Annotated in this window: 11 protein-coding genes; 4 read left to right on the top strand and 7 right to left on the bottom strand. The window is 63.6% G+C overall.

The window, feature by feature from the left end; all coding sequences use genetic code 11:
• Positions 1–90: 90 nt before the first annotated feature.
• Complete coding sequence (locus EFL26_RS20615) at positions 91–1,107, top strand: 2Fe-2S iron-sulfur cluster binding domain-containing protein (RefSeq protein WP_246000310.1); 1,017 nt, start codon at positions 91–93, stop codon at positions 1,105–1,107.
• A gap of 850 nt (positions 1,108–1,957) precedes the next feature.
• On the opposite strand, the gene EFL26_RS20610 is transcribed toward EFL26_RS20615, so the two are convergent.
• Positions 1,958–2,695: a phosphoadenylyl-sulfate reductase gene (locus tag EFL26_RS20610; protein WP_123224787.1), complete on the bottom strand. Its 738-nt coding sequence runs from the start codon at positions 2,693–2,695 to the stop codon at positions 1,958–1,960.
• Between the two features lie 19 nt (positions 2,696–2,714).
• A complete protein-coding gene (locus EFL26_RS20605) occupies positions 2,715–4,271 on the bottom strand; it encodes an FAD-dependent oxidoreductase (protein WP_123224786.1) in 1,557 nt (518 codons plus the stop codon).
• A 181-nt stretch (positions 4,272–4,452) separates the two neighbouring features.
• On the opposite strand from EFL26_RS20605, the gene EFL26_RS20600 reads away from it, so the two are divergent.
• On the top strand, positions 4,453–5,865 hold the full coding sequence (locus tag EFL26_RS20600) for an aldehyde dehydrogenase family protein (protein WP_123224832.1): 1,413 nt from the start codon (positions 4,453–4,455) through the stop codon (positions 5,863–5,865).
• 22 nt (positions 5,866–5,887) lie between these two features.
• Here the strand turns inward: EFL26_RS20600 and EFL26_RS20595 are convergent, their stop codons facing one another.
• From EFL26_RS20595 to EFL26_RS20580, 3 genes are all read right to left on the bottom strand, one after another.
• Positions 5,888–7,579, bottom strand: coding sequence for a PucR family transcriptional regulator (locus tag EFL26_RS20595; RefSeq protein ID WP_123224785.1), 1,692 nt, complete (start codon positions 7,577–7,579; stop codon positions 5,888–5,890).
• On the bottom strand, positions 7,576–8,190 hold the full coding sequence (locus EFL26_RS20590; protein ID WP_123224784.1) for an MEDS domain-containing protein: 615 nt from the start codon (positions 8,188–8,190) through the stop codon (positions 7,576–7,578). The genes EFL26_RS20595 and EFL26_RS20590 overlap by 4 nt, the downstream gene beginning before the upstream one ends.
• Positions 8,191–8,771: 581 nt before the next feature.
• Positions 8,772–8,975: a hypothetical protein gene (locus tag EFL26_RS20580; RefSeq protein ID WP_123224782.1), complete on the bottom strand. Its 204-nt coding sequence runs from the start codon at positions 8,973–8,975 to the stop codon at positions 8,772–8,774.
• A 1,064-nt stretch (positions 8,976–10,039) separates the two neighbouring features.
• Here EFL26_RS20580 and EFL26_RS20575 point away from each other — a divergent pair.
• Together EFL26_RS20575 and EFL26_RS20570 are read left to right on the top strand one after the other, a co-directional pair.
• The gene (locus tag EFL26_RS20575) at positions 10,040–10,237 is read left to right on the top strand and encodes a DUF5999 family protein (protein WP_123224781.1); all 198 of its coding nucleotides are present in this window, start codon (positions 10,040–10,042) and stop codon (positions 10,235–10,237) included.
• Positions 10,234–11,220, top strand: coding sequence for an acyl-CoA thioesterase (locus EFL26_RS20570; protein ID WP_123224780.1), 987 nt, complete (start codon positions 10,234–10,236; stop codon positions 11,218–11,220). The genes EFL26_RS20575 and EFL26_RS20570 overlap by 4 nt, the downstream gene beginning before the upstream one ends.
• A 799-nt stretch (positions 11,221–12,019) precedes the next feature.
• On the opposite strand, the gene EFL26_RS20565 is transcribed toward EFL26_RS20570, so the two are convergent.
• On the bottom strand, positions 12,020–13,231 hold the full coding sequence (locus EFL26_RS20565; RefSeq protein WP_221177083.1) for a multidrug effflux MFS transporter: 1,212 nt from the start codon (positions 13,229–13,231) through the stop codon (positions 12,020–12,022).
• 194 nt (positions 13,232–13,425) lie between these two features.
• Positions 13,426–13,839, bottom strand: a complete 414-nt coding sequence (locus EFL26_RS20560; RefSeq protein ID WP_123224779.1) for a cupin domain-containing protein — start codon at positions 13,837–13,839, stop codon at positions 13,426–13,428.
• Positions 13,840–13,872 lie beyond the last annotated feature (33 nt).

Here is a 13,872-nt window from a genome sequence, read left to right as displayed (position 1 = left end):
GCTTCTGCCCGACCTCCACGCGGCCTCGGAAGATTCCACAACCGTCGACAAGGAATGGCCAACGCTCCCATGGGAAATGCTGTAACGATCTTGCCGTTCGACGACACTTTCGACGTCGAACCCGAGGAATCGATCCTCAAGGCTGTCCTACGTCAGGGCCGATACGTGAAGTACGGCTGCAAGCACGGCGGGTGCAGCACGTGCCGTGCACACGTGGTGGACGGCGACTACCGCTTGGGGGAGAGCACGTCCTTTGCTCTTAGCGACGCGGATCGCGACGCAGGAGTGGTCCTGCTGTGCTCCACCTTCGCCGACTCGGGCGACCTGGTAGTCGACGTCTCCAAAACGATGGATGACCTCACCGAAGAGCAGTATTTGGCCGGTCACCACGTTCAGGAGTTCACTGCCACCGTCGATAGAGTCGATCTGCTCACTCACGACATCCGCTGGCTCGGGCTGCGTCTAAACGACGAGTCCGCGATGTCATTCGTCGCCGGGCAGTATGTCGAGGTCGCTGTTCCCGACGCGCCGGACCAGTGGCGTTCCTTTTCGATGGCCAACCCCTCCATGGAGTCCGGGCGAGTCGACCTGATCGTCAAGCTACTCCCGGAGGGCCGGTTCTCCACCGCACTGGACCAGCGGCTCAAGGTGGGCGACCAGCTCCAGCTCCGAGGTCCCCTTGGCCAGTTCGGGGTGCAACTGTCCCACCGCCCGATGGTCATGATCGCCGGCGGATCCGGGATGGCCCCGATTCTGGCGATGCTGCGGGATCTGGCAGCCACGGGCAACAGGCGCGAGGTCACCTTCCTCTACGGCGCGCGCACCGCGCGCGACCTGTTCCTGGTCGAGGTGTTGCAGGACTTAGCGCGGCAGAACGAGTGGCTGACCTTCATCCCGGCCCTGAGCGAACCGAACGGTGACCCCGCATGGAATGGAGAGACAGGGCTGATCACAGAAGTGCTTGCGCGGCATCTGCCGTCAACCACCGGATGGGAGGCATATCTCTGCGGGCCGCCGCTCATGATTGACGCCGCGGTGGAGGTCCTGACGACAAGTGGCTGCAAGGACCGCCACATCCACTTCGACCGGTTCGTCCCTTCTGGCTGACAGACGCTCTGCCAGTGCCCATCGTCTAGGAGTGACACGACACGAGCCCCTGCTGGATAAGTCGGCGGCACGCACCACCTGGAGGAGAACTTTGACCACCACAACACCATTCGCCGTGGCAATGTCCGGGCCCCTCGTGCATGGCGTCACCCGACCCGACCGAGCGGGTCCTGGGTCTGGGATTCGGGATGCGCAGGCGCAGCAACCCGTCTACCCCGTTCGCTACATCACGCGAGTACACCCGAGCGGGCACACAAGCTCTGAGCTCGTCGTGTCGTCCCCCGACAGGCGGCTCTCGACAGTGCGGATTGCGGCGGTGCCTCGCAGCGATGCAGTGGCGAGCGAGATCCCGGCTGGGTGCCGCCCGCTCGCGATCCGCATCGTGCTTCAGGGAAGTCGGGCAGATTGCACGTGCGTCGCATCTACGCCAACCGGACCTCAGCGGCTTCACGTGTCGATGTCTGCCGGCCTGGCCTTGGTCGCGAGTGGTGTGCACGGGATCGTGACGAACGTGCGGATTTCGGATGCTTTCCCGGTCAACGAGAAGGATCGGGAATCATGCCCAAGCGATTGAAACCGAAGTCGAAGTGCTGTAGCTCGCAGCCGAAGTGCCGACGTTGTCCCATCCGGATGCTGAAGGAAGGATCCTTGCCGCAAGGCTGGACGGTCAAGCGCAGGCGTCTCGTCAAGGCATGAAGGTTCACCACGGCGGGTGACGACCGCCTCACCCGGGTCGTGACTACCGGCTGCCCAGCAGCAGGCAACCGGGCCGGCTCTCCAAGCGCATGCGGAACCGACGTCTCATCGCGGCTGCGGCGTCACACGAGACGGGTCGGAGTCGGTCGCGGAGCTACCTGGAGGTCACGACGCCCGCTGGAAAGGCTGGTGCTTGGTGCAGGCCGCACTCCGTCTTCTCCCAGCCCGGCCAACGGCCCGACCTGGGGTCGTCGTTTGTCGGCCGCGCCGTGCAAGGGGCGCAGCCGATGGACGTGTAGCCCGACTCTGACAGTGCGTGGCTCGGCAGGGCGTGCTCGCGGACGTATTTTCTGATCTCGTCGTCGGACCAGTGAGCGAGCGGAGCTATCTTCATCACCTGGTTTCGTTCATCCCAGTCAAGCACCCTCGTGTGCCTCCGGCTGGCCGACTCAGCGCGCCGGATCCCTGTCACCCATGCGTCATACGGCGCCAGCGCACGGTTCAGTGGGTCCACCTTCCGACGCCGGCAGCATGCTTCAGGGTCACGGGCCCATTCTCCCTGAAGCTCGGAGCGGCGCGCACCCGACGAGCTCCAAGCCACGTCGACAACGCGTACGTCGTACCTCTGGGCCATCAATGAACGGAACGCCAAGGTCTCCGGGAAGTGCACTCCTGTGTCCAGAAAGAGTACGTCCGTACCCGGAGCGCACTGCGCAAGCAGGTGCACCATGACGGCGTCAGCCATGGAAGATGTGGCGCACAGCGTTGGGCCGAAGGTCTCGTGTGCCCAAGTGAGCACGCTCTGAGCTGGCGCGTTCTCTAACCGATCCGCATGCGCTGCCAACAGGTTCTGTAGCCGGTCCGCGCGGCTGTCACTGGATATGGACGTCATAATCTGCGCTCCTGACCGCTCATAGGTCATGCAGAGCATGCTGGCCTGCCCGCAAACGTGAGAGTTGGATGAAGTGCTCGGGATTGAGGAACAGTTCGTTCATCTCGCCGAGCTCATCGATCGTGATCCCGCGCTTGATCAGATGATCGAGGTACTGGAACGCGTCCTTGGCGCCAAACCCGACATGGTGTGCGCCGACCAGACGCCTCGAGCGGGCATCGAACACGGCCTTCTGGTAGCCGGTGATCTCTGGCCGGGTGAATGCGTAGAGCATCGAGCCCTCTGCCAGTGGAAGCGGGATCGGCTGGTCGAGCCCGTTCGGTGGCATTTGAATGACAATGATTTCACCGTACTTCTCACGCGCCTCTTGCTCGGTAAGCCCGACCCAGGTGACCTCGTAGGTGGTGTGCAGGAAATCGGGGTACTGGGAGAGGTCTAAGGTGTATGGCTCTCCCATGATGTTGCGGGCGGCGGTCATGCCGCACTTACGTGCCTTGAACATCTCGAGCGGGGAGCCGATCAGGTCACCGACGGCGTACACGCCGGCAACGGACGTGCGCATCTGGGTGTCCACCTCGACGAACCCGTGTTCGTCCAGCTCGATGCCCAACGTTCTCACCAACTCTGCTGTAGCTGGCAGCTCTCCGGTCGCGAGAAGCACGAAGTCCGTGTCGAGCACGATCTCTGCACCGTCGGCGAGCCGCGCTCGAACACCTTCGACGTGCTCGTCGCCAAGAATCTCAAGGGTGGCGCTGTCCTCATGCACGGTCAGGCCACGCGCGCGCATGCCGCTGACCACGAAAATGCGCAGATCTTCATCGACGTGGTGAAGAGATGTGCCGCGCATCAGCGGACTGCGACTGAGGATCGTCGTCTGACACCCCGTCGCCTGGAAGAACGAGCCGTACTCCATGGCCACTTTCGAGCCGCCAACGATCACACATTTGGTGGGCTCGTAGTCCAGATCTTCGATCAGGCTCGCGAAATCGAAGACACCGCGTTTGCGGATGCCGGGGATTCGCGGGTGTGCGGTCTGGGCGCCGGTGGCGAGCACAAGGTTTCGTGCCGTGTACGAGCCGTCGGCAACGTTGACGGTATGGCAATCAATCACGGTCGCCTCTGCGTTCAGAACGTACTCGACGCCCAGTTGCTCCTTGGTCTGCCAGTTCATGAACGCGTGCGCAGCGGCGCGGCCGGACCGAAATAGCGAGATCAGATCGAGAATGCTCGCAGTCGAGTCGTCGAACTTCGGGAACCACAGCGTCCCGGAGTTCCAGCGCATGTAGTCAAGCTCCCGTGCTGCTTCGGAGAAGAGGTGGTGCGGAACGCATGCCTGATGTGGACACGACCCGCCCAGGAACGGCCAACGGTCCACGACGAGCGGTCGCCCGCCCATGGCCTTCAGGTACGCCGCGCCAAAGCGACCGGCGGCGCCTCCACCGACGAAGATCGCGTCCCAAGGCGCGGCGTCGGAGTCGTCGATGTTGACAAGCGGCTCGCGCACCTCGCCGATCTCGACCCGGCGTATGAGGTCTCGCCACTCCGCAATTCCGAGGGTGACGTTGTTCAACTGCATTGGTGACCTCCTCAGCGGTCGGCCGCGCTCAATCCACCATCGGCTGTCGGTCCTAGGTCCTGCGATGTCCTGACGGGCTGAACTCCGCTACGGAGTTCGTCTTGAGCAGTCGATCCGCGCCGGCCGAGCTCGATGCAGGGTTGGTGCCGTCAAGGCGTAGCTCGACGACCCAGGAGTGGAGATGTCACAAGAGAAGCAGGATCAGGCGGCACGTGAGGTTGACGAGGTCGTTGCCCGCGCTCGCGCAGCCCAGGCGGCGATCGCCGACTACACCCAAGAAGAGGTGGACGCGCTGTGCACCGGCATCGCCTGGGCTGTGGCGCGTCAAGACCGTGCCGAAAGCCTGGCGAAGCTGGCCGTGGACGAGGGCGGTTTCGGCAACTACGAGGACAAGGTCGTCAAGATCAACAAGCGCGTGCTCGGCGTACTGGCTGACATGCGCAGTGTCCGCACTGTTGGTGTGGTCGAGGAGGACTCGGCCCGAGGACTTGTCAAGATCGCGAAACCGGTCGGGGTTGTTGCTGCACTTATCCCGACGACGGGTCCGGACGCTACGCCGCCACTCAAGGCGCTGCTCGCAATCAAGGGACGAAACGCGATCGTTGTCGCGCCGCATCCGCGGACCAAAGACACCACGGCGGCGGTCGTGGACTTCATGCGTGAGGCCTGCGTGCAGCTCGGTGCCCCGGCGGACCTGATCCAGACACTGAGGAAACCCTCGATCGCGAAGACGCAGCGCCTGATGGAGCAGGCCGACCTCGTGGTCGCGACCGGCGGCGCGGCGATGGTCAAGGCCGCGTACAGCTCCGGCACGCCCGCCTACGGCGTCGGAGTGGGCAACTCGGTACATGTGGTCGACGAGACGGCGGACCTCGCCGACGCGGCCACCGCGATCGTGGCAGCGAAGACGTTCGACTACGCCACCAGCTGTTTGGCCGACAACAGCATCGTGGTGGCGAACTCGGTCTACGACGAGCTGCTCACCGAGCTCCAGGCTCGGGGCGGCCACCTGTGCTCGTCGGCTGAGAAGCAGGCGCTGCAGTCGGCCATGTGGCCCGACGACGGCCACATCCCGACGCCCGACGTGATCGCCAAGCCGGCCGGTACCATCGCGGCCCTCGCTGGCTTCACCGTCGCTGCGGACCGAACATTCCTGATTGTCGAGGACGACGGCGTCGGCCACGACCACCCATTCTCAGGAGAGAAGCTGTCAGTCGTTCTGACCGCATACCGCTACCACGGGAACATCCGCGACGCGGTGAGGCTGGTCAATGAGATCACCGGCTACCAAGGTCTTGGGCACACCTGCGGTATCCACACCGCACGCGCTGACCATGTCGACGCCTTGGCGCATGGAACACGAACCGCTCGGGTCATGGTGAACCAGAACCTCAACGAGGGGGCTGGCAGTCCGCGCAACGGTCTGCCGTTCACGCTCAGCCTTAGCTGCGGCACATGGGGTGGCAATATCACTACGGAGAACGTCAACGCCCGACACTTCGTCAACCTTACGTGGGTCTCGCGTCCCATCGACCCCGTGGTGGTTACCGAAGAGGACCTGTTCGCCGAGCACTGGGCTCGGTACGGTCGGTAAAACTGCGGCCGAGCGTGGGATCTCAGGCCTTGAGCGCCCGTACCGTCTCCCAGCCGCGTGTTGCGAGCTGGAGGTTGAAGGCGATGTCAGGATCACCGATATCGAGGCCTGAGATCTCACGTATCCGTTGCAGTCGGTACTTCAACGTGCTGCGGTGTACGGCCAAGGTGTTGGCGGTGGCTTCATAACTTCCGCCGCACTCCAGATAGCGGCTCAGGGTGTGCACGAGCTCCGCACCCTTCTGCGCGTCGTATTCGAGTAGGCGCCCCAGCCAGCGCTGTACAAAGCGGTCAACGGTATCGGGGTCCTCGGCCTCGGCGAGGATGCGGTACACACCGAGATCGGCGTACGTCGTGGCGCGGTCCGAGGCCTTGACGGTGCGCTGTACCCGCAGCGCGAGCTGCGCCTCGTGGTACGAGCGCGGAAAGTCGGCCGGCCGCTGGCAGAAATCGCCCACGCCGATGCGACATCGGCCGCCTCCCAGGTCGGTGAGCACCTGGTCACGGAACTTCTCCCACGCTACTTCGCAGTCGGACAGCAGGACGACGGTCTCCCCGCGAGCCACCATGAGGGACCCGGCACGGAGCTGGCGGGCCACCCGACGAACCGCCATAAAGAATGCGTTCGCATCATGCACGCGACCATTGCCTTCGATGACCGCCACCCGGTGCGGCCTCTCGAGGTCGTGCCCGAGCGCCTGAGCGCGGGCCAGCGCACTGGTCTCATCAGTCCCAGCGAGAAGTTCGTCGACAAGATCCCGGCGCAACCGCAGCTCCGTCTCGGCAAGGCTGCGCAACTTGGCAAGTTCCATTGCTAGCACAGTGGCGCCGTGCTCCATGGCGATGGTTTCCTGATCACCAGCCTGGCTGCCAGGATCGATCAGTGCGAGCACCCCGATCACGTCGGACGCTGGGTTCGCGATCGCCACGAGACGCCCGCCTTCCCGGATCGGTCGACCTTCCTTCATCGCCCGCCGTAACATCTGCTCGCGCCGGGCCCCGGGGTCCTTTGGGTACGGGTCGGGCCGATCGGGCCCCGCCCAGGCTCGCAGGTTCCCGTAACGGTCCTCGACCGCCACCGGGAACCCGGTGAGCTCGTAAAGGGCACGAGCGATGCCGTCCTGGCCCTCGTTGGCTGCCGCGACGCGAGTGAATCGCACATGGATGTCAGTCGTGCGTTCCAGGACGCGCACCGTCTCGGCCAGGGTCTCGTTAGCCTCTCGGAGCTGCGCAGCAGTCGATCTCTCGCTGGCGTGTAGTTGTGCGTTGACTAGTGCGATACCGGTCTGCTGGGCGAGCACTTGGAAAAGGAACTGCTCGCTGCCGCTTGGCAGATGCTCTCGTGCACCCACCACAAGAAAGCCGACATGGCTCTTCAGACTCCTAAGGGGGAGCGCCTTTGCCCAGGTATGCCCTGGGATATCGAGCTCGCCTCCGCCCGGCGGCAAGGACGAGGCCAGCACGCCCACCTCGATCTGCTGCTGCGGTGACAACTCGGCGGAATGAGCGGGCATCCAGTGACGGTCGATCATCGTGCCGACGAGGTGACAACGGCCGAAGGAAGGAACTGACGTCTCGGCGAGGTGCAGTATTTTCTCGCCGTCACCGCTCTGGGTCATCAGCATGGACAGCATCAGAAGACCCTGGAGGTTCGACAGCTGGTTGCGGAGATCCGTCTCGAGGGTGGCTGATGGCCGGGGAGCGGTCGTCGTCATGGCTCGCGGCTTGCGAGGAATTCATCCGGCTCGATGTAGTAGGGATTGGCGAGCAGCATTCCGCCAAGCAGTACCTTCGGATGCGTCTTGAGCACGTCGACCAGCACTTCGCCATCGAATCGCTCGAGTTCGTACAGGCACAAGATCACCTGCGGAAATCGCGGCAGGAACCGGTTGAGCTTCGCCTCGTACCCGACAAGTTGTTCGACGCCAGGGAGCTTGCTCAAGGCCCACGTCATTTCCCCCGCGACCCGGGCGAAGGAGAATCCGTGCTCGAAGGCGCCACCCACCGACTTCTCCCAGAAGTCCAACATCGCGTCCGTACTGAACGAGCCAGTGGCAAGGTACGTGTCACCGGAGGTGTGGAGGGCGAGTTGGTCCGGAGCAGGAATTTCCGGCCCGAGCGCAGCAGCCAGCTCATCGACGATGTCCGCACCGTCGTCGGCGTCGAGAACGGCAATGCACTTTGCGCCGGCATGCATGCCTTCCACCAGGTACGGAAGCAGAATCTCGTCCCGTTCGACCTTCGTCGGATAGAACGCACATACGTGGTCACCTGGTGAAAGCTCCAGGCCACCAACCTGAACCGTGGAAAGGATCTCTGACGGCATCGTTTCGGACCTCCGTGCCTCACAGGTGCACTTGAATGCTAGGACCGGACGTGTACCACGTCATAGTCCCGAGCAGCCGAATTCCAACGATGAATCCGTCGCGTGAGGACCAATGGGGTCGGGGACCGCGAAGCGTCGACAGGGCGTCAATGTCGCGCCTTCGCGGTACTCACTCGACCGGCTCAATTCGTTCGCGTCGTCCAGGTCACGCAGACGCCATGCGGCTGAGGTTGGCTCCTCGTGACCGTCCCGCCGCGACTGCGAATTATGGTCAGCAATGCGGCAAGACCATCAGAGGGGACGGTTGCGGTGTTCCAGGTCATGCCGCGCTCCCAATGAGCTGGACCAGGGATCCGCGCATGACTTTCCCCCTCAAAGGGTGACCGGCCCGTGAAGGCGTCACGCTAAACCAGCCATCCCAGTACGCCGAATCCGGGCCGCGGCGGGAACCGAACTCGAGTCGCACGTATCCGACCTGCCGGTCGGCGTCGAGCACGCACGCGCCATCACGGAGCGGGCACCCGAATGCGTCACGAAGGTATCTTTGGTTCTGCTGCAAGACGGTGTGCATGACGTCCTCCTCAGCCCACGAGACCCAGGTAGTCGGCCTCGGCGCGCAGCGCCGCAGCGGCTGTACGGTGGCCGATCACCGATGGGGGGCATGTGGCCCAGTACGGCGTGCGCGCGGCCTCGTTGTCTGCGAGCTCCTCCTCACGTCGGGCCAAGTCGACCAGGATCAAGCGCAGGCTGGCGCTGATCGTCGTGCTGCTCGTGTCGTTGTCCATGGCTGCCTCGCTTTCTTGGTTTGCCTTGGCCGGGAGGTTTCCGGGGGCAAGGCCTGTTCGGATCCGACGAAGTTAGGCCAATCGGCCCGCTTGGGGCCTCGACCCAGCCGGGCCAAAGGTGCCCTTCGTCTCACCCCCGCAGAGGGAACGGCGGTGCTCTCGCCTCGGCCTACTCGCGCCCGCGCACGCACGCAGAGATGGGGGAACGCCACGGGTCGGGTAGTCGGCCGATAGCGCATGTCAACGTCGGCGACGCCGATGCCGATGCCGGACGATCGTCATGGGCTGGGGCCATTCCTCGGCAGTTCTGCGGGCGGGGGCCGAACATGTCGCGGCCCTCGACACCTGGTGCTTCATCGTCCAGATCGCCCCGAGCACGAGACGGTTGCCGTGGCCCGAAGAGCAGATCCCTGGGACCGCTGATGCGCCGATCAGTCGGAGGTCCCGCTGGCTCGCGCGGGACCTCATGGGGTTCAACTCCAGATGCCGGTACACGTCCACCGCAGGCGGTCCTGCGAACTGAGTCGTCAGCCACGCAAGTGGACAGGTCCGACACAACATCGGACCAACTCGAGTCGCCGTAGGTGGACCCTGGAGTTGCGTCCAGCAGAGTGGTGTGCCACGTGGTGACGCTGACCCGGTCGTCGACGTGGGCGCGGTCACCGCGTGATTGTTAGAGAGATCTTCGACGACCCACTCGAAGAAGGGCGCCACGATGACCGCGCCCACGTCTACACGCAACTACGGGTCACCACGTCGTACACCACCACTTTGCTGGACTCAACTTCCCAGGCGCTGCCGCGAAGGCGGTAATCGCCTCCAATACCTCGTGTGTCCTGATCGATCCTGCGCTGAGCCTAGACGGGTGCTCCGTCAACCTTGACAAGACGGCAGTGGCTGAACATCATATCCTTGATAACGAACGGCCAAGCGTAAATACGAACAAATCCGCTGATTGGAGCACGCATTTCGGAACCGCTTGCGTAAACCGCCGAGCCGTGATCAGACGTAGTTGTCCGTCCGGCGATCGCACGAAGCGACCTAAACGGGAGAGAGGAGAAGCGATGTTATGCCATCACAACCCGCACTGCCCTACCGCAGACGAGCGCGCGGCAATGACTGCGTATGTCGCGGTGGATCACTCGGAGCAGGGTTGGTGCCTTCTGTGTAACGGCGTGATTCGCTTCGAGGACGGCGGAGCCATCTTCCCTGACGGGCATGTAGCGCCCGGACCGGCGAGTCTCGCGCACGTAGCAGCATGACGGAGCCCATTGCGTACGGCGCCGGTCACGTCGGTGTGGCGGTCCTTCGACACCTGGCCGCGCCGGCCGACCGAGGCTATTCCGGGGGCATCGATGCAGGCCGCGTTCAAGAGTGGATCGACAAAGCTGGTTACGCCGTCGCAACCTCATGGAGCGGTAAATATGCGGTCACGGCATACATCGGGCATGTGAATTTTTCCAGACCAGTACGAGTCGGAGACCTCGTAGAAACCACGGCCCGCTTGGTTTCTACGGGCAGGTCTTCGATGCACATCGAAGTGACAGTCGCGTCTGGTGACCCACGTGAAGCCACTCTTTCGGCGGCCGCCCGATGCTACATCACCTTTGTTGCGGTGGACGATGAGCGCCGTCCTGTGCCAGTTCCAAGCTGGGTTCCCAACTCTGTGGAGCAGGAGATGGCCGCTTCTCGGGTGGCGGTGCACAACCACCTGCGCACGGATATTGAGCAGCGGGTACGCCTTCAGTCCTACACCGCGGAGGGCACTGCACCCAGAGTCCTGCTTCGATTCCTCGCTGCTCCCAGCGACGTCAACTGGGGCGGCAAGGTTCATGGTGGAATCGTGATGCGATGGATCGACGAAGCAGCGCACGCGCTCGTCACTCGATGGACCGGGAACGTGGAAAATGCTGCGGTCTTCGTCGGCGGCACGCACTTCCTTCGCCCGATTCCGATCGGCCACCTAGTCGAAGTAGAGGCTCGGCTGATCCACACTGGAACCTCGAGCATGCACATAGCCGTCCACGTCAGGTCGAACGATGTACGCGGAGACGAAATGCTTACGGCTACCCAATGTCTGACGGTGTTCGTCGCGTTCGAGGGCTCCCGCGTCGTGCCGTGTCCTTCCTGGATGCCAGAGACCGATGAGGATCTCCGTCTCGATCGGCACGCAGTGGATCTGATGTCAATCAGGACTGGTTACGAGGACGCCCAAGGGCAAGGGTCGCTCCCACTGATGCCATAGAGGCAGCTAGCGTCGCGATGCACGCGAGGCTGCCCTCGACCGCGCACTCTCCGACTCGCCCCGACGAAGTGGGAGTTCGAAGGGGGTCAAAATTCGGCCGACGCTCCGGGGTCAGTTTTCAGCCGTCGCTGACAACGAAACGGAGCCCTTCTCAAGTGCCCGAGCCTCAAACATGCAGCAGCCGACCGCACACGAGGACATCCTTGCCTGGTTGCCGAGATCGCCGAGCTCAACCAGCGGACGCCGACCAATGGTGCACCGGCTCCGACGAGGAGTGGGTCAAGCGGCCCCGACGCGCTCGTCGCCAGCGGCACCTACATCCGGCTCAACCCGGACTGAAGCTGAACTCCTTCTACGCCGCCTCCGACCCCTGCACACGCTGCACCCTCCCCTCCGTGCATTGAACCTAACTGCAGTCGGTGACCGTACGCCGGAACATGGGCAACGAAATGAGGTGGGTGGCCGCGGTTCGAGAGGAAGCCCAAGACGTCTGGGAGACAGCCGCGGGCCAACGCTTGGCAGCACGTCGAGCGACCTGAACCCGAGCTGTCGAGCGAGCGTCGGGCCGTCGACGTCTCGATCCGCAGTGCCGAAATAGGGGTGCGCCACGAGGTTTCGGTGTAGATCGGCGACAGTGGAGGCGAGCCATTCAGGCGCTGAAGCGGCACCGATTTGGAGCTCCGCCGCCACCGCCGGTGCTCCCGTTGCCCAATCCTGGCCAACAAGCGGCCAAGCGTGAGCGAGAACTGTCGAAAGCGAACGGTGCGGTGAGTTCAGTGGCGTGACTCATCAGCCACCTCTAGGCACGTGCGGACTCGACCTGCTCGATGGAGTTCGAGAACCGCGGGCGCATCAGGGCTATGTAGGCGAGCGATGCAGTTCCAACGCCCGAAGCGACGATGATCGCGAAGGGTCGAGCGTCTTCTGGTCCCGCAATGCCGACGAGTGGCACAAGCGACGCGCCGAAGCCGAACCTTGCGGCTTGCAGCACTGACGCCGCGGTTCCCGCCAGATGGGGATAGCCGCCCATTGCCAGCGAGGTGGTCGGAGGAACGGTCAAACCCACCCCGCTAAGCAGTGCAAACATCGGAACCGTCATGCACAGTAGGGGGAGGTGCGCGAAGGCCGCCAGAATGAGACCAGCGGCTGCCAGACCGGCCAAGGTCAATCCCAAGGCCAGCACGGCCATTTCCGACCAGCGGACTGACAATCGAGCGGAGAGCGACCCGAAGGACATGTACCCGGTCGCTGTGATAGCAAAGATCAAGGCGTAACCCTGCGCTGAGAGACCGTAGATCTCTTGAAGAATGAAGGTGCCGCCCGCTAGGTACGCGAAGGAAGCCGCCTGGATACCTCCCATCGTGATCACCGCGCCGATGAAGAGCCCATCGCGGGCCATGCCATGAAATCGCCCTAGCAGGACATGTAGTCCGGGACCGGTGCGACTGCTGAGGGGCAACGTCTCGCGAGCGACCCGCGCAGACGCCGCCAAGAGAACCGATCCGACGAGGCACAGAAGCAGAAACATGCCGCGCCACCCCGTCAACCGTGCGACATGGCTTCCGAGCACCGGTCCTACTATCGCTGCGAGTCCACCGAGGACGGCGAGTCTGCTGTAGTACTCGAGCAGGCGTTGACCTGAGTAGAGGTCTCGGCCAGAGGCTTGAGCTATGACGATACCCGTCGCGGCTGCAAAGCCCTGTCCCAGCCTGGCAAGAATCAGCGTTTCGATTGACGGGCTCAAGGCGCAAGCACCCGACGCGAGGACGAAAGCGGCCAGGCCGACCAGTAAAGGTCGTCGCCTTCCAAAACGGTCGGAGAGCGGCCCCGTAATCACCTGACCGAGCGCAAGTCCGGTGAGGCATGCCGTGATGGTCAGTTGAGCGGCCGATGTGGTTGTCCCAAGGTCGCGCGTCAGGGCAGGCAATGCCGGCAGGTACAGGTCCATGGAGATGGGCGCGCAAATGGTCAACGCCGCAAGCAATATCGCCATGGCGCTCGTGACGCGCACCGGACTCCGATCGTTGGGCCGTTGACGCGATCGCAAGTTCGTAGGCTTCCTATCGACCTTTTGTGGCAGCACATCTCCCGAACCGACGTGGGAAGCGATGCACGGTAGAGATCGGCGTTCAAAATAACGCCTCGGCATACGATATCACGAACGCTCCCAGTCCACCAGCGCGAACGCGGGCGGAGGGCGGCCGACTACGGACGGGAGTCGAGATGCGGGGATACCCCTGCTGCCAACTCGTATTCGGTGTTCGAAACCTCGTCCTCCCAGGTCACAGCGCCCCCTCCGAAAGTGATCGCGGTGTGCATCATGAACCGGTCTGCGGAAGCGCCGTGCCAGTGACGTCCTCCGGGGGGCGTGTAGATCATGTCGCCTACGCTGACGCGCAACGTCTGCTCGTCATCGACGACGAGGCCCTCGCCTGCGACGATAATGAGCAGCTGCCCGTGCGGGTGCCGGTGCCAGTGCGTGCGGGCACACGGTGTGAAGTGCACGCTTCCCACCACCGTTTCGTGTCCCACATGGAACATGTCCCGCCAGATGTCTCCGGTGAACGGTCCGAGCGACCGCTCGGATTCGGTTCCTGCGGTGGGCCTGATTAGCTCCATGTCGACTCCGATCCTGGCAAGAACGTGCTTCCT

It is taken from the genome of Nocardioides pocheonensis, assembly GCF_003725535.1.
GTDB lineage: Bacteria > Actinomycetota > Actinomycetes > Propionibacteriales > Nocardioidaceae > Marmoricola > Marmoricola pocheonensis.
The sequence above is the reverse complement of the archived record's forward strand: the minus strand, read 5'-3'. Positions and strand labels throughout refer to the sequence as shown.